Below are 18,474 nucleotides of genomic sequence, written 5' to 3'. Positions count from 1 at the left end.
CACCCCGTCAGTAGCTGAACAGGAGGGACAGCTGATAGAAACAGAAGCCACTGGAGCACCTCAAAAACACCATCATACACTAAATCAGTAAGTTGGCAGCATCACCGCACGACGGTTGCAATTATCAGGACAGCAAACAACGAAAAGAGAAAAACAAAATGAATTACGAATTACTGACCACTGAAAATGCCCCGGTAAAAATGTGGACCAAAGGCGTGCCGGTAGAAGCCGATGCGCGTCAGCAACTTATTAATACGGCGAAGATGCCGTTTATTTTCAAACATATTGCGGTAATGCCTGATGTACACCTGGGTAAAGATTCCACCATTGGTAGCGTGATCCCGACCAAAGGGGCGATTATTCCGGCGGCGGTGGGCGTGGATATTGGCTGTGGAATGAACGCGCTGCGTACCGCGTTAACGGCGGAAGACCTGCCTGAAAACCTGGCAGAGCTGCGTCAGGCGATTGAAACGGCCGTGCCGCACGGGCGTACTACCGGGCGTTGTAAACGTGATAAAGGCGCATGGGAAAACCCGCCTGTTAACGTCGATGCGAAATGGGCTGAGCTTGAAGCCGGTTATCAGTGGTTAACGCAAAAATATCCCCGTTTCCTGAATACCAATAACTATAAACACCTGGGAACGCTGGGAACCGGTAACCACTTTATTAAAATCTGCCTTGATGAGTCGGACCAGGTGTGGATTATGCTGCACTCCGGTTCACGCGGAATTGGTAACGCCATCGGGACTTACTTTATCGATCTGGCACAAAAAGAGATGCAGGAAACGCTTGAGACGTTGCCGTCGCGTGATCTGGCGTACTTTATGGAAGGTACGGAATACTTTGATGATTACCTGAAAGCCGTGGCCTGGGCGCAGCTTTTTGCCAGCCTTAACCGCGATGCGATGATGGAAAACGTGGTAACGGCATTGCAGAGCATTACGCAGAAAACGGTCAGACAGCCACAAACGCTGGCGATGGAAGAGATCAACTGTCACCACAACTATGTGCAAAAAGAACAGCACTTTGGTGAAGAGATCTACGTGACGCGTAAAGGCGCGGTGTCTGCGCGTGCTGGTCAATATGGAATTATTCCCGGTTCGATGGGAGCAAAAAGCTTTATCGTCCGTGGGCTGGGAAATGAAGAGTCGTTCTGTTCGTGCAGCCACGGTGCCGGGCGGGTAATGAGCCGAACTAAAGCGAAAAAACTGTTCAGCGTGGAAGATCAAATTCGTGCCACCGCGCATGTGGAATGCCGTAAAGATGCCGAAGTGATCGACGAAATCCCGATGGCGTATAAAGATATTGATGCGGTGATGACGGCACAAAGCGATCTGGTGGAAGTTATCTATACCCTGCGTCAGGTGGTGTGCGTAAAAGGATAAATGATGAAAAGGATGATTGCGCTGGATGGCGCACAGGGCGAAGGTGGCGGGCAGATTCTGCGCGCGGCGCTGAGCCTGTCGATGATAACCGGCCAGCCATTTACCATCACCAGCATTCGTGCCGGGCGGGCGAAACCGGGGCTGTTGCGCCAGCATCTGACCGCGGTAAAAGCGGCTGCGGAAATTTGTAGGGCAACGGTGGAAGGCGCGGAGCTGGGGTCGCAGCGTCTGGTCTTCCGGCCTGGCGCCGTGCGCGGCGGCGAGTACCGCTTTGCTATCGGTAGTGCCGGAAGCTGTACGCTGGTGCTGCAAACGGTGCTGCCCGCGCTGTGGTTTGCCGATGGACCTTCGCGTGTTGAAGTGAGCGGAGGCACCGATAACCCGTCGGCGCCGCCTGCGGATTTTATCCGCCGGGTGCTGGAGCCGCTGCTGGCGAAAATAGGAATTCATCAGCAAACCACGCTGTTACGTCACGGTTTTTATCCTGCCGGAGGCGGCGTGGTGGCAACGGAAGTCTCGCCCGTGGCATCGTTTAACACCTTGCAACTTGGCGAGCGCGGGAACATTGTGCAGATGCGTGGAGAAGTTCTATTAGCTGGTGTGCCGCGCCATGTTGCTGAGCGTGAAATCGCTACACTGGCGGGGAGTTTTTCCCTGCATGAACAGAATATTCATAACCTGCCGCGCGACCAGGGGCCGGGTAATACCGTCTCGCTGGAAGTCGAAAGTGAAAATATCACTGAACGCTTTTTCGTCGTCGGTGAAAAGCGCGTCAGTGCCGAGGTGGTAGCCGCGCAGTTAGTGAAAGAGGTGAAACGCTACCTGGCAAGCCCGGCGGCAGTGGGGGAATATCTCGCCGACCAGCTGGTGCTACCGATGGCGCTGGCGGGCGCGGGAGAATTTACGGTCGCCCATCCTTCATGCCATCTGCTGACCAATATCGCCGTGGTGGAGCGTTTCTTGCCGGTGCGGTTTGGTTTGATAGAAACAGATGGCGTAACGCGGGTGAGTATTGAATGATGTAAAGATGTAAACCGGATCCAATGCATTATCCGGCTAAACTCACACCCCATATCCCATCATCTTCAGCAGTTTCTGCGCGTGTTGTACCGCGGCCTGACGGTGGGCGACGCCGAGTTTTTGGTACAGATTGCGGATATGCGTCTTGATGGTGGTTGCCGCCACTTCCAGCTCGCCCGCAATTTGCTCATTGCTGTAACCGGAGTAGATCAGCCCCAGGACCTGCCATTCACGTTGGGTCAACGGGCTGGTGCGGATCAGTTCTGGCACTTCCGGATGATTTAGCAGACGTTCAACGAAATTCTCATCGAAATGGGCGAATTTATGCCGATGATGTTGATTGATTTCTCGCAGAATACGCTGCGCGCGATGCTGTTCCAGTTCCGGCAGCGTATTGAGTTGAATCAGCTGGCGCAGTTGTTGCGCCATCGCTTCGCCTTCGATGACAAAATGACTGATAAATCCGGTGCGATTCGCCAGTTTTAATGCGTCCAGCAACACGCGCTGGGCGTCACTTTTACGTCCGGCCTGCCAGTACAGTTGATTAAGCAGCAACAGGTTACGGTTGAGATCGCTCATCAACCGCAGACTGCGGGCATTTTCATTGAGTTCTTCGAGAACAATTTCCGCAGGTTCAAACTCGCCCAGCAAGATTTGTGCGCGGGCAATGTTGCGCCATTGACCTTGCAGGAAGTGGTTGTTCGCAAACTCCGGTTTAGCCGTATGACGCAACCAGTTGGCAGCGGCGGCTTTATCGCCGGTCATTTGCCAGTAAATCACCCGGACTTTGTTGGCGTTAGAGATCCAGTCGCTGTGATATTTGCCATTCCCCAGCAGGTTTTCCAGACGGTTCAGCTGGCTACGGGCGTTATCTAAATCACCACGGGCCAGCGAGCATTGAATCAACATTGCCAGGCACTGAAGCTGTTGCTGTGGCTGATAAGACGACAAGACTTCAATCCCGCTACGCGCCGACGCTTCGGCTTCATCCAGCCGTGCTCAGGCCCATAACAGTTGTGCTCGGATGCGCACCAGAAACTCATGCATCGGCAGCTGTTCCAGATGCTGCTCGTTGATCAGCTGGAACGCTTTTTCCTGTGTTTCCCACGCGGTTTGCAGGAACCCTTGGGCAAACAGAATTTCACTTTGCTGGATTAAACTCCATAAGGCGTAGTGCCAGACGTCGTGCTGGCGTGCCATCTGTTCGGTTTGCTGCATTAGCGCCAGTGAGCGGGTCAATTCGCCTTTGCAGTGCAGCACTTCACCCAGCACCGAGGTTGCCACAATGCGGCTATAGAACCAGCCCGGTGGCAGCTCTTCCAGTGCCAGTTTTGCCAGCCGTTCCGCTTCATCCGGATTACCATCGTTAATCGCCACCAGGGCGCGCAGAGCGTTAAATTCTGCGTGCATGGTGCCTTCTCTGATGTCCTTGATTTCATGTTCAGCACGGGCTAGCAGGGTGTTAACTTCGCCATAGCGATGTTGGCTTTGCATTAGCCACGCCTGCAATAACACTAACTGCGGATTTTCCAGCAAACTGTCCCACGGCAGGGCCTTAAGCGACTATTCCAGCAGCGACAGTTCGCTATGGTTGAACAAACTCCAGGCGTGATTAAGCAGAATATCGCGCAGCATCAGCGCATCGCCTGCCGCCAGCGCATGATGAATCGCTTCGCTGGGAAATCCCTGGGCCATCCAGCTTTCTGCGGCGGCACGGTGGATTTCCGGCAGCTCCGCCGCCAGTTCCCACTGGCAGCGCTGGCGCAGGAAGTTGCCAAACAGCGGGTGATAGCAGAACCACTCGCCGGTATCATCCATCCGCTGTAAAAACAGCCCCTGACGCTCAATCTCTTCGAGACGCATTTGCCCGTTTTCTTCGCCGGTCACACGGGTGATGAGCGCATCGTTCATTGAGCGCAAAATGGCGCTTTTCAACAGAAAATGGCGCGTTGCGAGATCGACGTTATCCAAAACCTCATCGACCAGATAATCCGAAAGATGGCTGGCATTGATTCCCGCCAGGCGGCGTGCCGACTTATGGGCTGAGTGGGTATTCTGCCGGGCGGAGAGGGCGATTAGCTGTAGTGCCGTCGCCCAACCGGAAACGTCATCGCAAATCCGACTGCTTTCTGCGGCTTCAATCGGCGATGACAGACGGCAATCAAAAAACTGCTTCGCTTCCTGATGGGTAAATGCCAGTTGCTGACTGCCAATTTCCAGCAGTTGGTCACGAACACGCAGATTGGCAATGCCCAGTTGCGGAAGGTTGCGTGACAACACCACCAGGGTGAGATTTTCTGGTTGATGGCGAATAAAGAAGCGCATTGACTCGTGGATCACTGGATTAGTGATCAGATGATAGTCATCGATGACCAGATAAAGTGGGCTATGCCATTCCGCCAGCTCAATGAAAAGCTGGGCGAAGAGTGACGTCAGGCTGGCATATTGCCGTTTTTGCGCCATCGTCTCACATATCGCACAGTGACCGTTGGTTGCCTGCTGCACGGTGGCAATGAGATAGCTGGCGAAACGCTCTTGCTGGTTATCACCTTCATCCAGCGAGTACCAGCCGATATCGTTTTTGCCTGCCGCCCACTGGGAAATGAGGGTGGTCTTTCCGTAGCCCGCAGGACTCGTGATCAGCGCCAGCCGGAAGTTGTTCGCGCCGGAAAGTTTAGCCAGCAGGCGCTCACGAACCACGGTATGGTCGAGTCGAACCGGACGACTTAGTTTTGACGGAATCAGCATAGTTAATCACTTCACTGTGGAAAATGAGGAAATATTATTTTTTTTGCGCTTCGTAATTAATGGTTATAAGGTCGGCCAGAAACCTTTCTAATGCAAGCGATGACGTTTTTTTATGTGTCTGAATTTGCACTGTGTCACAATTCCAAATCTTTATTAACAACTCACCTAAAACGACGCTGATCCAGCGTGAATACTGGTTTCCCTTATGTTCATCAGATTCATTTAAGCAAGGGTTTCTTCTTCATTCCTGATGAAAGTGCCATCTAAAAAGATGATCTTAATAAATCTATTAAGAATGAGATGGAGCACACTGGATATTTTACTTGTGAAACTGTTTCACTCCTTTACTTAATTTATAGAGTTACCTTCCGCTTTTTGAAAATACGCAACGGCCATTTTTTGCACTTAGATACAGATTTTCTGCGCTGTATTGCATTGATTTGCTGCTAATCCTGTGGTTTGCACTAGCTTTAAGTGGTTGAGATCACATTTCCTTGCTCATCCCCGCAACTCCTCCCTGCCTAATCCCCCGCAGGATGAGGAAGGTCAACATCGAGCCTGGCAAACTAGCGATAACGTTGTGTTGAAAATCTAAGAAAAGTGGAACTCCTATGTCACAACCTATTTTTAACGATAAGCAATTTCAGGAAGCGCTTTCACGTCAGTGGCAGCGTTATGGCTTAAATTCTGCGGCTGAAATGACTCCTCGCCAGTGGTGGCTAGCAGTGAGTGAAGCACTGGCCGAAATGCTGCGTGCTCAGCCATTCGCCAAGCCGGTGGCGAATCAGCGACATGTTAACTACATCTCAATGGAGTTTTTGATTGGTCGCCTGACGGGCAACAACCTGTTGAATCTCGGCTGGTATCAGGATGTACAGGATTCGTTGAAGGCTTATGACATCAATCTGACGGACCTGCTGGAAGAAGAGATCGACCCGGCGCTGGGTAACGGTGGTCTGGGACGTCTGGCGGCGTGCTTCCTCGACTCAATGGCAACTATCGGTCAGTCTGCGACGGGTTACGGTCTGAACTATCAATATGGTTTGTTCCGCCAGTCTTTTGTCGATGGCAAACAGGTTGAAGCGCCGGATGACTGGCATCGCAGAACTACCCGTGGTTCCGCCACAACGAAGCACTGGATGTGCAGGTAGGGATTGGCGGTAAAGTGACGAAAGACGGACGCTGGGAGCCGGAGTTTACCATTACCGGTCAAGCGTGGGATCTCCCCGTTGTCGGCTATCGTAATGGCGTGGCGCAGCCGCTGCGTCTGTGGCAGGCGACGCACGCGCATCCGTTTGATCTGACTAAATTTAACGACGGTGATTTCCTGCGTGCCGAACAGCAGGGCATCAATGCGGAAAAACTGACCAAAGTTCTCTATCCAAACGACAACCATACTGCCGGTAAAAAGCTGCGCTTGATGCAGCAGTACTTCCAGTGTGCCTGTTCGGTAGCGGATATTTTGCGTCGCCATCATCTGGCGGGGCGTAAACTGCACGAACTGGCGGATTATGAAGTTATTCAGCTGAACGATACCCACCCAACTATCGCGATTCCAGAACTGCTGCGCGTGCTGATCGATGAGCACCAGATGAGCTGGGATGACGCCTGGGCCATTACCAGCAAAACTTTCGCTTACACCAACCATACCCTGATGCCAGAAGCGCTGGAACGCTGGGATGTGAAACTGGTGAAAGGCTTACTGCCGCGCCATATGCAGATTATTAACGAAATTAATACTCGCTTTAAAACGCTGGTGGAGAAAACCTGGCCGGGCGATGAAAAAGTGTGGGCCAAACTGGCGGTGGTGCACGATAAACAAGTGCATATGGCGAACCTGTGTGTGGTTGGCGGTTTCGCGGTGAACGGTGTTGCGGCGCTGCACTCTGATCTGGTGGTGAAAGATCTGTTCCCGGAATATCACCAGCTATGGCCGAACAAATTCCATAACGTCACCAACGGTATTACCCCACGTCGCTGGATCAAACAGTGCAACCCTGCACTGGCGGCTCTGTTGGATAAATTACTGCAAAAAGAGTGGGCTAACGATCTCGATCAGCTGATCAATCTGGAAAATTCGCTGATGATGCGAAATTCCGTCAGCAATATCGCGAGATCAAGCAGGCGAATAAAGTCCGTCTGGCGGAGTTTGTGAAAGTTCGTACCGGTATTGAGATCAATCCACAGGCGATTTTCGATATTCAGATTAAACGTCTGCATGAGTACAAACGCCAGCACCTGAATCTGCTGCATATTCTGGCGTTGTACAAAGAAATTCGTGAAAACCCGCAGGCTGATCGCGTACCGCGCGTCTTCCTCTTCGGCGCGAAAGCGGCACCGGGCTACTACCTGGCGAAGAATATTATCTTTGCGATCAACAAAGTGGCTGACGTGATCAACAACGATCCACTGGTTGGCGATAAGTTGAAGGTGGTGTTCCTGCCGGATTATTGTGTTTCGGCGGCGGAAAAACTGATCCCGGCGGCGGATATCTCCGAACAAATTTCGACTGCAGGTAAAGAAGCTTCCGGTACCGGCAATATGAAACTGGCGCTCAATGGTGCGCTTACTGTCGGTACGCTGGATGGTGCGAACGTTGAAATCGCCGAGAAAGTCGGTGAAGAAAATATCTTTATTTTTGGTCATACCGTGGAACAAGTGAAGGCAATTCTGGCCAAAGGCTACGACCCGGTGAAATGGCGGAAGAAAGATAAGGTGCTGGACGCAGTATTGAAAGAGCTGGAAAGCGGTAAATACAGCGACGGCGATAAGCATGCCTTCGACCAGATGCTGCACAGTATCGGCAAACAAGGCGGCGATCCGTATCTGGTGATGGCGGATTTCGCAGCCTATGTTGAGGCACAAAAGCAGGTGGATGTGCTGTACCGCGACCAGGAGGCCTGGACTCGCGTGGCGATCCTCAATACCGCCCGCTGCGGTATGTTTAGCTCGGATCGCTCTATTCGCGATTATCAGGCTCGTATCTGGCAGGCAAAACGCTAAGGAAGCTCGATGGAAAGCAAACGTCTGGATAATGCCGCGCTGGCGGCGGGGATTAGCCCCAATTACATCAATGCCCACGGTAAACCGCAGTCGATTAGCGCCGAAACCAAACGGCGTTTGCTTGACGCGATGCATCAACGTACCGCCACGAAAGTGGCGGTAACGCCAGTCCCGAATGTCATGGTTTATACCAGCGGCAAAAAAATGCCGATGGTGGTGGAGGGCAGCGGCGAATATAGCTGGCTGCTGACCACCGAAGAAGGAACACAGTACAAAGGCCATGTAACGGGGGGCAAAGCGTTCAATCTACCGACGAAGCTGCCGGAAGGTTATCACACACTGACACTCACCCAGGACGACCAGCGCGCGCATTGCCGGGTGATTGTCGCCCCGAAACGCTGTTACGAACCGCAGGCGTTGCTGAATAAACAAAAGCTGTGGGGTGCCTGCGTTCAGCTTTATACGCTGCGATCGGAAAAAAACTGGGGTATTGGGGATTTTGGCGATCTCAAAGCGATGCTGGTGGATGTGGCAAAACGTGGCGGGTCGTTCATCGGCCTGAACCCGATTCATGCGCTCTATCCGGCAAATCCGGAGAGTGCCAGCCCATACAGCCCGTCTTCTCGCCGTTGGCTGAATGTGATTTATATCGACGTTAACGCCGTTGAAGATTTCCATCTTAGCGAAGAGGCTCAGGCCTGGTGGCAGTTGCCGACCACGCAACAGACGCTGCAACAGGCGCGCGATGCCGACTGGGTCGATTACTCCACGGTTACCGCCCTAAAAATGACAGCATTACGAATGGCGTGGAAAGGTTTCGCGCAACGTGATGATGAGCAGATGACCGCGTTTCGCCAGTTTGTTGCAGAGCAGGGCGACAGCCTGTTCTGGCAGGCAGCCTTTGATGCGCTACATGCCCAGCAAGTGAAAGAGGACGAAATGCGCTGGGGCTGGCCTGCATGGCCAGAGATGTATCAGAACGTGGATTCACCAGAAGTGCGTCAGTTCTGCGAAGAACATCGTGATGACGTCGATTTTTATCTCTGGTTGCAGTGGCTGGCTTACAGCCAGTTTGCCGCCTGCTGGGAGATAAGCCAGGGCTATGAAATGCCGATTGGCTTGTATCGTGATCTGGCGGTTGGCGTAGCGGAAGGTGGGGCGGAAACCTGGTGTGACCGTGAACTATATTGCCTGAAAGCGTCGGTTGGCGCGCCGCCGGATATCCTCGGCCCGTTGGGGCAGAACTGGGGATTACCGCCAATGGACCCGCATATCATCACCGCGCGTGCCTATGAACCGTTTATCGAGCTGTTGCGTGCCAATATGCAAAACTGCGGCGCATTACGAATTGACCATGTGATGTCGATGCTGCGTTTGTGGTGGATACCGTATGGCGAGACGGCAGATCAGGGCGCGTATGTTCACTATCCGGTGGATAATCTGCTCTCGATTCTGGCACTCGAAAGTAAACGTCATCGCTGTATGGTGATTGGTGAAGATCTCGGTACCGTACCGGTGGAGATTGTCGGTAAGCTGCGCAGCAGCGGTGTGTACTCCTACAAAGTGCTCTATTTCGAAAACGACCACGAGAAGACGTTCCGTGCACCGAAAGCGTATCCGGAGCAGTCGATGGCGGTTGCGGCGACACATGACCTGCCTACGCTGCGCGGTTACTGGGAGAGCGGGGATCTAACGTTGGGCAAAACCCTGGGGCTGTATCCGGATGAAGTGGTACTGCGCGGTCTGTATCAGGATCGCGAACTGGCGAAGCAAGGGCTGCTGGATGCACTGCATAAATATGGTTGTCTGCCAAAACGTGCCGGGCATAAGGCATCGTTGATGTCGATGACGCCGACGCTTAATCGTGGTTTGCAGCGCTACATTGCCGACAGTAACAGTGCTCTGTTAGGACTACAGCCGGAAGACTGGCTGGATATGGCCGAACCGGTGAATATTCCTGGCACCAGTTACCAGTATAAAAACTGGCGACGCAAGCTTTCCGCAACGCTTGAGATGATGTTTGCCGATGATGGCGTGAATAAGTTGCTGAAGGATTTGGACAGACGGCGCAGAGCTGCAGCGAAGAAGCAGTAGAGTGCGGTTGATGCCGGATGCGATGCATCCGGCAGTCAGTGTTATCAAATCACCATATTCAGCAGCAGACAGCCTACCAGACCGCACACCGAGATAATGGTTTCCAGCATCGACCAGGATTTGATGGTCTCGCCGATAGTCAGGTTAAAGTACTCTTTGAACAGCCAGAAGCCCGGATCGTTCACATGAGAGAAAATCACACTACCGGAACCCACCGCAATAACCATCAGCTCCGGGCTAACACCCGTCGTTGCAATCAGCGGTGCCGCGATACCACCCGCAGTGATTGCCGCAACGGTTGCGGAACCCAGCGCGATACGCAGTACGGCAGCAATCGACCAGGCCATCAGCAGCGGAGAAATGTTGGTTTCGTGCATCATGGAAGCAATGTATTTGTCCACGCCGCTGTCTACCAGCACCTGCTTGAACGCACCGCCACCACCGATGATCAACAGCATCATCGCAATGATTTTGATGGAAGAAACCAGCGTGTCGTTAATCTGATCCATTGAACGACCACGGTTCAGACCAAAGGTGAACATCGCAATCAGCACGGCAATCAGCGTAGCCATTACCGGGTCACCGAGGAACTCCGCTACCGGCAGGAAAGCGTGACCTTTCGGCAGGATCATTTCGGCAATCGCACGCATCGCCATCAGCACTACCGGCACCAGAGAGGTCCAGACGCTGACGCCAAAGCTCGGCATCTCTTCTTCGCTGAAGGTTTTCGCGCTGTACAGACCTTCAGGGATCGGCTTATCGATACCTTTCAACACGCGAGCGTAAACCGGACCGGCGAGAATCACGGTCGGGATTGCCAGAATAGTACCGTACAGCAGGGTTTTACCCATGTCGGCATTGAAAATGGTGGCAATCGCAGTCGGACCCGGATGCGGTGGCAGGAAGCCGTGGGTCACAGACAGTGCAGCTGCCATTGGTACACCAACATACAGCAGTGGAATATTCGCAGAAGCCGCGATGGTAAACACCAGCGGCAGCATCAGCACAAAGCCCACTTCATAGAACAGGGCAAAACCAACGGTAAAACCGGTCAGTACCACCGCCCACTGGATGTGTTTTTTACCAAATTTGGCAATCAGGGTGGTGGCGATACGTTGTGCGCCACCGCAGTCTGCCAGCATTTTGCCCAGCATCGCGCCAAAACCCATGATCAGGGCAAGGCTACCGAGCGTCCCGCCGACACCGGCTTTGATGGAGCCAATAACTTTATCCAGCGGCATCCCTTGCATTAATCCAACAGCAAGCGCCACGAGGACGAGAGCGATGAAGCCGTTCATTTTGAAACGGATCATCAGGAGCAACAACAAGATTACACCGATAGCAACAATGACTAATGGCATGATTTACCTGGCCCTTCATTTGTTATGGGTAACGTCAATTTTCTGACGACAAACTCTAATTATCCCAATCGGGAACAGAGATATTGCGGCACCACGACTGATACCCACTAAAACTAATTATTGTAGTCAGATGTCAGGAGTATGTTTGGTACCCATGTGAATGATACGGGTAACATCTGGCGTTTGAGAATCACCAGAGCGGAGTAAATTTAAATTATGAGAGGTTGGTCATATTATCGCGGAGAAACGAAGGGAGGGATTTGCCAAAGCAATGCTGCGCCAACGTCTGGCACATGTTCAACGTAGGCCCGAAATGACGCTTTAGCGTCGCATCGGGCAATCTACAAAAGAGGGGATAACTTAGTAGTAGGAGTGTTCGCCGCGCTGGTGTTCGGTGAGATCGCGCACACCTTTCAGCTCCGGGAATTCGTTTAGCAGCTGCTTCTCGATCCCTTCTTTCAGCGTCACATCGACCATGGAACAACCGTTACAGCCGCCGCCAAATTGCAGAATGGCGTAACCGTCTTCGGTGATTTCCATCAGTGAAACGCGGCCACCGTGACCAGCAAGCTGTGGGTTGATCTGCGACTGCAGCATATACTCCACGCGCTCCATCAGTGGTGCATCGTCTGCCACTTTACGCATTTTGGCGTTAGGCGCTTTCAGTGTTAGCTGAGAACCCAACTGGTCGGTAACAAAATCGATCTCTGCATCTTCCAGGTAAGGAGCGCTTAACTCATCAACATACGCGGTCAGCAGGTCAAATTTCAGGGCAGTGTCGGTGGCTTCCACGGCATCCGGCGGACAATAAGAAACACCACATTCAGCGTTAGGCGTGCCAGGGTTAATCACAAATACGCGGATTTGTGTCCCTTCTTCCTGGTTTGCCAGCAGTTTGGCAAAGTGCGCTTGTGCAGCATCGGAAATACGGATCATAGTAATGGCCTAATAGTTGACTATTTTAGTTGGTTATAATACGCCCATCATCGAGGCTCTACAAGGTTCGACAAAGGCACCAGACCTGGACAGTCGCCGCACCATTGCGTAAAAGCAACTGCGCAATCTCTGCGACGGTACTTCCGGTGGTAACGACATCATCCACAATCACCATATGGCGACCTTGCACGGGCAATTCAAGACGAAAGGCATTTTTCAGGTTGCGCTTGCGTAGCCGGGCACTGAGAAAATGCTGGGTCGCAGTGGCCCGTGTTCGTGTGACGGCTTCGCTATCCCATCGGCAGTGCAACCAGCGTGATAACGGCTGACACAGCAAATCGCTCTGATTAAATCCCCGACGCCAGTGACGCCGCTGCCATAACGGAACGCTGATGATGCGATCCGGCAATTGCAACCCGGTGGTGCGACGAGCGTGTAAGACTTCCAATAGTAACAGACGTGACAGGGCGCTGGCGATTTCACTGCGCCGGGAAAATTTAAGCTGGTGGATAAGCGGACTTAACGGCGGCGCATAGTCGGCAACCGTGACCAGTCTTTGCCAGGGCGGTGGTTTTTGCAGGCTGCGACCGCAGGGAAGATGTGAGTGTGTGGCGGGTAATCCACATTGTGGGCATAACGTTTTATCTGTACGGGCGGCGCGTGAGCAGACCGAACAAATCCCCCAATGACCTAACGCCAGCGGCATTCGGCATAGCCAGCATAATCCCGGTACTGTTAGCATATGTTCATCCTTGTAAGTCAAAAGAGAACAATAGCGGATGAATAACATCTGGTGGCAGACCAAAGGTCAGGGGAATGTTCATCTTGTGCTGCTGCACGGATGGGGACTGAATGCCGAAGTGTGGCGTTGCATTGACGAGGAACTTAGCTCGCATTTTACGCTGCACCTTGTTGATCTGCCCGGCTTCGGGCGCAGCCAGGGATTTGGTGCGCTGTCACTTGCTGATATGGCCGAAGCCGTGCTGCAACAGGCACCTGATAAAGCCATTTGGTTAGGCTGGAGTCTGGGCGGGCTGGTGGCAAGCCAGATTGCGTTAACCCATCCCGAGCGTGTTCAGGCGCTGGTCACCGTGGCGTCGTCACCTTGTTTTAGTGCTCGTGACGATTGGCCGGGGATAAAACCGGACGTGCTGGCGGGATTTCAGCAGCAACTCAGTGATGATTTTCAGCGTACAGTGGAGCGGTTCCTGGCGTTACAAACCATGGGGACTGAAACGGCGCGCCAGGATGCGCGGGCGTTGAAGAAAACCGTTCTGGCGTTACCGATGCCGGAGGTTGACGTGCTTAATGGCGGGCTGGAAATCCTGAAAACGGTTGATCTCCGTCAGCCGCTGCAAAACGTGCCCATGCCGTTTTTGCGATTGTATGGCTATCTCGATGGTCTGGTGCCGCGCAAAGTGGTGCCGATGCTGGATAAACTCTGGCCTCGCAGCAAATCATATATCTTCGCCAAAGCGGCCCATGCGCCGTTTATTTCGCATCCGGTCGAGTTTTGTCACCTGCTGGTGGCGTTGAAGCAGAGGGTGTAGGCAACTTTGAAATGGCGAGACAGAAATTTACTGGCTCGCCGCAGCCAACTCTTCTTCTGACACCCCGGTAAAGCGCATGATGTCTGTAAGAGGGACTCCGGATTCAAGCATTATTTTGGCTATATGCAGGGCTTTGGATTGTTCCCCCTCCTGCCGCAATCTTTCCGCAATTGTCATTAAACTCTCCTTGTGTTTCGGTGAACGTTCGGCAACGCCGTCGATAAAATCGTTAAAACGTACCGCGTCGCCGGTTTGCAGTATGTAATTAAACAGCCCTTTGATTTGTCTGTCATTAGCGTATCCACTACTTAATAAGCAGGCCATTTGCTCTACTAGCCCCATCAGGTCGCGTTGACGAATATGTTTTTGAATTAACTCCAGCAGCGCCATACGTCGGTGCTGCATGATTTCATCATCAGGCATGACGGTGACATCAATCAGCGGAAATGCGGAGGCATAAAGCTGCCTTGCCAGTTTGGGATCGGCGAAACAATCCAGCCAACACAGCGAATAGGGATAGGGGCTTTCAATACCGTGGTAAAACAACAATGGCACCACCATCGGCAACGTTTTGTATCCAGCATCAAGGTGATTTTGCATTGCGGCAATAGCGTAACGCATCATGCGAAATGCGATCAGTTTGTTTGAGGTGCTTTGATGTTCAATCAGACAATAGATGTATCCTGGTCCTTGTTCCGTTTTCACCGACCACAGCACATCGGAATAGCTTTCACGCAGATCGTCATCAATAAAGCTGCTCGACTCCAGCTTGAGGGTTTTCATATCACAAAGCGCGTGAATGGGTGCAGGTAAATGAAACGCAAGAAAATCACGAGCCGTGTCCGGTTGGCGTAAAAAGAGTTTGAACAGCGCATCGTGTGGGGTGGAACTCTGCTTTTTGCTCATGGCGTTCCTTCACCTGTTGTTTGAATGCCGCGACTCTACGCGCCACTCCACACCTGTGTATTAGCGAGTTTTCATCCCTGCGAGATGCTTTCAAAGGAACTTACGCCGTGCTGCAAGAGTTGCATTTTTATGGAAAGCCGCACGCAAAAAAGCCCGGATGCAGACGCATACCGGGCTTTCCAAAACAGGCGATGGAGTAAGGTTAACGAAGCGCCCACCACTCGCGCAGACAGGCTTTTCCTTCCGGGCAGCTTTTACAACTGCCAGAGAGGCAGCCGTCAGGTTCTTCCTGAATCCGCACGGCTTTGCCCATACTTTCCAGTTGTTGCAGCATGGCGTTAATCATTGGCTGTGGAGTGTTCAATGTCTGGCTTATCTGGGCCGCTTCCATACGGCCCCGTAACGCCAGCAAATCGCGCACCTGAATAAGTGAAGCCATTAATGGCAATCACCGGTGGTGCTGGCTGCGCAGCAACTGCTTACCGACTTGCGGGTTGCCAGCAGTTCGATATCCACCCGGCTACGCGCGCGGCGCAGCAGACCGATAACCACGATGTTAAACAGGATAACCGCCAGAATGCACACCAGGCTGTAAGTTGGGTGCTGACTGTAGCTGGCGACCTGATAGAACAATGTTGCCAGCGAGTAAGCGATATTCAGCCCCCACAGGATGGAGAAGCCCATCCAGCCACGGCTTGATTCACGGGCGATGGCTCCCATCACCGAGATACATGGTACATACAGCAGGACGAAAATCAGGTAGCTGTAAGCTGCTGCTGCGCTACCGAATTTCTGATCCATCACGCCCATCGCCCCGGTACCCATTTCGCCGTCGCCTTTGCTGGCTTCAATGGGGTTCATCAGTACGCTAAGGCTGAAGGTGTCTTTCAGGCTCTGCCAGGTTTCATCTATCGCACTGAACAGCTCTTCACCGAGGTTAAACTCTGCCGGATTGAACTCTTCGTCCTGAATATTTTCTGCGGTGTAGAGGGTGTTGAGCGTACCCACTACCACTTCTTTCGCCATGGCACCTGTAAACAGGCCAACCGTTGCCTGCCAGTTATCTTCATGCACGCCAATTGGCTTGAAGACCGGGGTGATCACCCGGCTGACGGACGCCAGCGCCGAGTCGTTGATGTTATCGACGATTTTCCCGCTCAGCGAGAAGCTGTTGAAAGCGCTCAGGAAAATGCTGACGATGATGATCACTTTACCAGCACGCAGAACGAAGCCTTTCAGACGCTGCCAGGTCTGGATAATCAGGCTTTTAACGTGTGGTACATGATAGACCGGCAACTCCATGACAAACGGCGTCGCTTCACCGCGCATGATGGTGTACTTGAGCATCAGGCCAGTCAGCACCGCCATCACAATACCCAGCATATACAGCGAGAAGACCGCCAGCGCACCGTTCTGCCCGAAGAAGGCAGCCGCGAATACTGCGAAGATAGCCAGACGCGCGCCGCAGGACATAAACGGTGCCATCATGATGGTCATCAGACGTTCACGCGGTGCATCAAGCGTACGTGCACCCATTACCGACGGTACGTTACAACCGAAACCGACGATCAGCGGCACAAAGGATTTCCCCGGCAAGCCCAGCGCCTGCATCAGACGGTCCATCACAAACGCCGCACGCGCCATATACCCGGAGTCCTCAAGGAAGGAGAGGAACAGGTACATCATGCCAATCTGCGGCACCAGTGGCAGCACGGTGTTAATGCCGCCACCCAGGCCCTGGGCGAGGAAGATAGTCAGCCAGTCCGGGAAGTGGAGCGTGTAGCCAATCCATTGAATACCATGCACAAATAGCGCCACGGAGCCGACGTCAAACAGCGGCTGTAACGCCCCGCCGATGTTGATAGCCAGCAGGAACATCAGGTACATCACAAAGAGGAAAATCGGCAGACCGAGGAAACGGTTGAGCACGATTTTATCTACCGCAGTGGTGAAACGGCTGGGTTCTGCCGTCAGGGTGTTGCTTACCACATCACAGATGGCAGCAATGCACTGGTAACGCGCATCGGCAATGTGCAGCGCCGGATCGTCCATCTCATTACGCAGACGGGCGAGGGCGGCATCCAGATGCTGCGACGCTTCACCGGCGTAGGCGCGGCTGTAGATATCGCCTTCCAGCATTTGCAGGCCCAGCCAGCGACGTTGTTTCAGCGGGATGTCGGAAGGCATCACTTTTGCCAGTGAATCTGCTTCGTTGAGTAGCGGCTGTGCGTAATGCACCAGTTCCACATTCTCGTTAGCTTTATAGCGATCAATCGCCAGCTTGAGCGCTTCAATACCGCGACCACGGGTTGAAACCAGCGGGATCACCGGACAGCCCAGACGCGCCGACAGAGCATCAATTTCAATACGAATATTTTGCTTCTCGGCAATGTCGAGCATGTTCAGTGCCACAATGCAGGGAATGCCGAGTTCCAGCAGTTGTAGCGTCAGGTACAGGTTACGCTCAAGGTTAGACGCATCCACCACGTTAATCAGCAGGTCGGCGTCGCCACTCAAAATGTAGTGACAGGCGATTTGCTCATCGAGCGAGGTCTGCGATGAGATGGTGGTCAGAGAATAGGTGCCGGGTAGGTCCACCAGCGTGACCTGATGATCGGTGGTGGAGAATTGCCCTTCTTTACGTTCGACGGTAACGCCAGCCCAGTTACCTACACGCTGACGTGCGCCAGTGAGCTGGTTAAATAAGGTTGTCTTGCCAGAATTTGGATTACCAATTAAGCCTATGGTTAATTTTTTCATTGTTGTTATCACCGTATTAACAGGAAACCGCTTCCACTTCTAATAAGGCCAGATCTTTTTTGCGTAATACCAGGCTCACACGACGGGTTTCGATATGAATGGGGTCGCCGAGTGGAGCGACGCGCACCACATTAAAAGAGGAGCCAGGTAACATGCCAAGAGAAAGCAGTTTTTGGCGATATGCCGGGCTGATTTCACGGGAAAAGCCAGTGATTTTCCACGCAGTATCTGGAGTGTATTGCATAGGTGCCTACTTGTTTCTCATTAACTGGATAACTACCTCATGGGGCGTTTGACAGCGACATGAGACCAGATGATTTGCCAACAAAGGAGAGATTAAATAATCAACAACACAATGATAATGAGAATGTTTTCTATCAGCAATACTTAAAATGTGTGCGAATGTTGGTTTGAATAATAATCTGACATCAATGTTGATGTGGCTCAAGGTTATATCGCAGCGAAAATATAATTCGAATAGTGAATTACCCGGACTGGCTAGGTAATGCTGCCAACTTACTGATTTAGTGTATGATGGTGATTTTAAGGTGCTTGCGTGGCTTCCATTTCCATCAGATGTCCTTCCTGCTCCGCTACTGAAGGCGTGGTGCGTAACGGCAAAAGCACTGCCGGACATCAGCGCTATCTCTGCTCTCATTGCCGTAAAACATGGCAACTACAGTTCACTTACACCGCCTCTCAGCCCGGTAC

General features: G+C 52.6%; 13 protein-coding genes and 2 pseudogenes. 6 read left to right on the top strand and 9 right to left on the bottom strand.

Annotation, left to right across the window (positions count from 1 at the left end; translation table 11 throughout):
- Positions 1 to 51, bottom strand: a 51-nt coding sequence (locus BFF42_RS28475; RefSeq protein ID WP_165888145.1) for an IS1 family transposase, incomplete at its 3' end; no start/stop codon positions are given.
- Positions 52 to 158: 107 nt separating this feature from the next.
- Here BFF42_RS28475 and rtcB point away from each other — a divergent pair.
- Both rtcB and rtcA read left to right on the top strand, forming a co-directional pair.
- A complete protein-coding gene (gene rtcB / locus BFF42_RS23120; protein ID WP_001105441.1) occupies positions 159 to 1,385 on the top strand; it encodes an RNA-splicing ligase RtcB in 1,227 nt (408 codons plus the stop codon).
- A 3-nt stretch (positions 1,386 to 1,388) separates the two neighbouring features.
- Complete coding sequence (gene rtcA / locus BFF42_RS23115; RefSeq protein WP_012421692.1) at positions 1,389 to 2,405, top strand: RNA 3'-terminal phosphate cyclase; 1,017 nt, start codon at positions 1,389 to 1,391, stop codon at positions 2,403 to 2,405.
- Positions 2,406 to 2,447: 42 nt separating this feature from the next.
- Here rtcA and malT read toward each other — a convergent pair.
- Positions 2,448 to 5,153: pseudogene (malT, locus tag BFF42_RS23110) on the bottom strand (HTH-type transcriptional regulator MalT).
- Positions 5,154 to 5,764: 611 nt separating this feature from the next.
- Between malT and malP the strand changes: the two are divergent.
- Together malP and malQ are read left to right on the top strand one after the other, a co-directional pair.
- Positions 5,765 to 8,156: pseudogene (malP, locus tag BFF42_RS23105) on the top strand (maltodextrin phosphorylase).
- Between the two features lie 9 nt (positions 8,157 to 8,165).
- A complete protein-coding gene (gene malQ / locus BFF42_RS23100; RefSeq protein ID WP_000444352.1) occupies positions 8,166 to 10,250 on the top strand; it encodes a 4-alpha-glucanotransferase in 2,085 nt (694 codons plus the stop codon).
- A 44-nt stretch (positions 10,251 to 10,294) separates the two neighbouring features.
- Here the strand turns inward: malQ and gntT are convergent, their stop codons facing one another.
- From gntT to gntX, 3 genes are all read right to left on the bottom strand, one after another.
- Positions 10,295 to 11,611: a gluconate transporter gene (gene gntT, locus BFF42_RS23095; RefSeq protein WP_001131758.1), complete on the bottom strand. Its 1,317-nt coding sequence runs from the start codon at positions 11,609 to 11,611 to the stop codon at positions 10,295 to 10,297.
- A gap of 360 nt (positions 11,612 to 11,971) precedes the next feature.
- Positions 11,972 to 12,547, bottom strand: coding sequence for a Fe-S biogenesis protein NfuA (nfuA, locus tag BFF42_RS23090; RefSeq protein WP_000619389.1), 576 nt, complete (start codon positions 12,545 to 12,547; stop codon positions 11,972 to 11,974).
- 58 nt (positions 12,548 to 12,605) lie between these two features.
- Entirely contained in the window at positions 12,606 to 13,289 is a 684-nt protein-coding gene (gntX, locus tag BFF42_RS23085; protein WP_012421657.1) for a DNA utilization protein GntX, read from the bottom strand.
- A gap of 37 nt (positions 13,290 to 13,326) precedes the next feature.
- Between gntX and bioH the strand changes: the two genes are divergently transcribed.
- Positions 13,327 to 14,097 (top strand): pimeloyl-ACP methyl ester esterase BioH, encoded by a 771-nt coding sequence (gene bioH, locus BFF42_RS23080; protein ID WP_001060056.1) that lies wholly within the window; start codon positions 13,327 to 13,329, stop codon positions 14,095 to 14,097.
- Between the two features lie 27 nt (positions 14,098 to 14,124).
- Here bioH and rpnA read toward each other — a convergent pair whose 3' ends face one another.
- From rpnA to feoA, 4 genes are all read right to left on the bottom strand, one after another.
- Positions 14,125 to 15,003 (bottom strand): recombination-promoting nuclease RpnA, encoded by an 879-nt coding sequence (gene rpnA, locus BFF42_RS23075; RefSeq protein WP_000039063.1) that lies wholly within the window; start codon positions 15,001 to 15,003, stop codon positions 14,125 to 14,127.
- A gap of 202 nt (positions 15,004 to 15,205) precedes the next feature.
- Positions 15,206 to 15,442, bottom strand: a complete 237-nt coding sequence (feoC, locus tag BFF42_RS23070; RefSeq protein WP_000157586.1) for a [Fe-S]-dependent transcriptional repressor FeoC — start codon at positions 15,440 to 15,442, stop codon at positions 15,206 to 15,208.
- Complete coding sequence (feoB, locus tag BFF42_RS23065; protein ID WP_000737007.1) at positions 15,442 to 17,763, bottom strand: Fe(2+) transporter permease subunit FeoB; 2,322 nt, start codon at positions 17,761 to 17,763, stop codon at positions 15,442 to 15,444. The genes feoC and feoB overlap by 1 nt, the downstream gene beginning before the upstream one ends.
- Positions 17,764 to 17,779: 16 nt before the next feature.
- Entirely contained in the window at positions 17,780 to 18,007 is a 228-nt protein-coding gene (feoA, locus tag BFF42_RS23060; RefSeq protein ID WP_001200455.1) for a ferrous iron transporter A, read from the bottom strand.
- A gap of 312 nt (positions 18,008 to 18,319) precedes the next feature.
- Between feoA and BFF42_RS23055 the strand changes: the two genes are divergently transcribed.
- A partial coding sequence (locus BFF42_RS23055) for an IS1 family transposase (protein WP_001348782.1) occupies positions 18,320 to 18,474 on the top strand: 155 nt, incomplete at its 3' end.

It is taken from the genome of Shigella sp. FC1661, from assembly GCF_001712525.1.
Lineage (GTDB): Bacteria > Pseudomonadota > Gammaproteobacteria > Enterobacterales > Enterobacteriaceae > Escherichia > Escherichia coli.
This window is presented reverse-complemented; position numbering and strand designations above follow the sequence as displayed.

Coding starts and splice junctions, on each gene's coding strand:
- rtcB (WP_001105441.1), top strand. CDS start 159: ATGAATTACGAATTACTGACCACTGAAAATGCCCCGGTAAAAATGTGG.
- rtcA (WP_012421692.1), top strand. CDS start 1,389: ATGAAAAGGATGATTGCGCTGGATGGCGCACAGGGCGAAGGTGGCGGG.
- malQ (WP_000444352.1), top strand. CDS start 8,166: ATGGAAAGCAAACGTCTGGATAATGCCGCGCTGGCGGCGGGGATTAGC.
- gntT (WP_001131758.1), bottom strand. CDS start 11,611: ATGCCATTAGTCATTGTTGCTATCGGTGTAATCTTGTTGTTGCTCCTG.
- nfuA (WP_000619389.1), bottom strand. CDS start 12,547: ATGATCCGTATTTCCGATGCTGCACAAGCGCACTTTGCCAAACTGCTG.
- gntX (WP_012421657.1), bottom strand. CDS start 13,289: ATGCTAACAGTACCGGGATTATGCTGGCTATGCCGAATGCCGCTGGCG.
- bioH (WP_001060056.1), top strand. CDS start 13,327: ATGAATAACATCTGGTGGCAGACCAAAGGTCAGGGGAATGTTCATCTT.
- rpnA (WP_000039063.1), bottom strand. CDS start 15,003: ATGAGCAAAAAGCAGAGTTCCACCCCACACGATGCGCTGTTCAAACTC.
- feoC (WP_000157586.1), bottom strand. CDS start 15,442: ATGGCTTCACTTATTCAGGTGCGCGATTTGCTGGCGTTACGGGGCCGT.
- feoB (WP_000737007.1), bottom strand. CDS start 17,763: ATGAAAAAATTAACCATAGGCTTAATTGGTAATCCAAATTCTGGCAAG.
- feoA (WP_001200455.1), bottom strand. CDS start 18,007: ATGCAATACACTCCAGATACTGCGTGGAAAATCACTGGCTTTTCCCGT.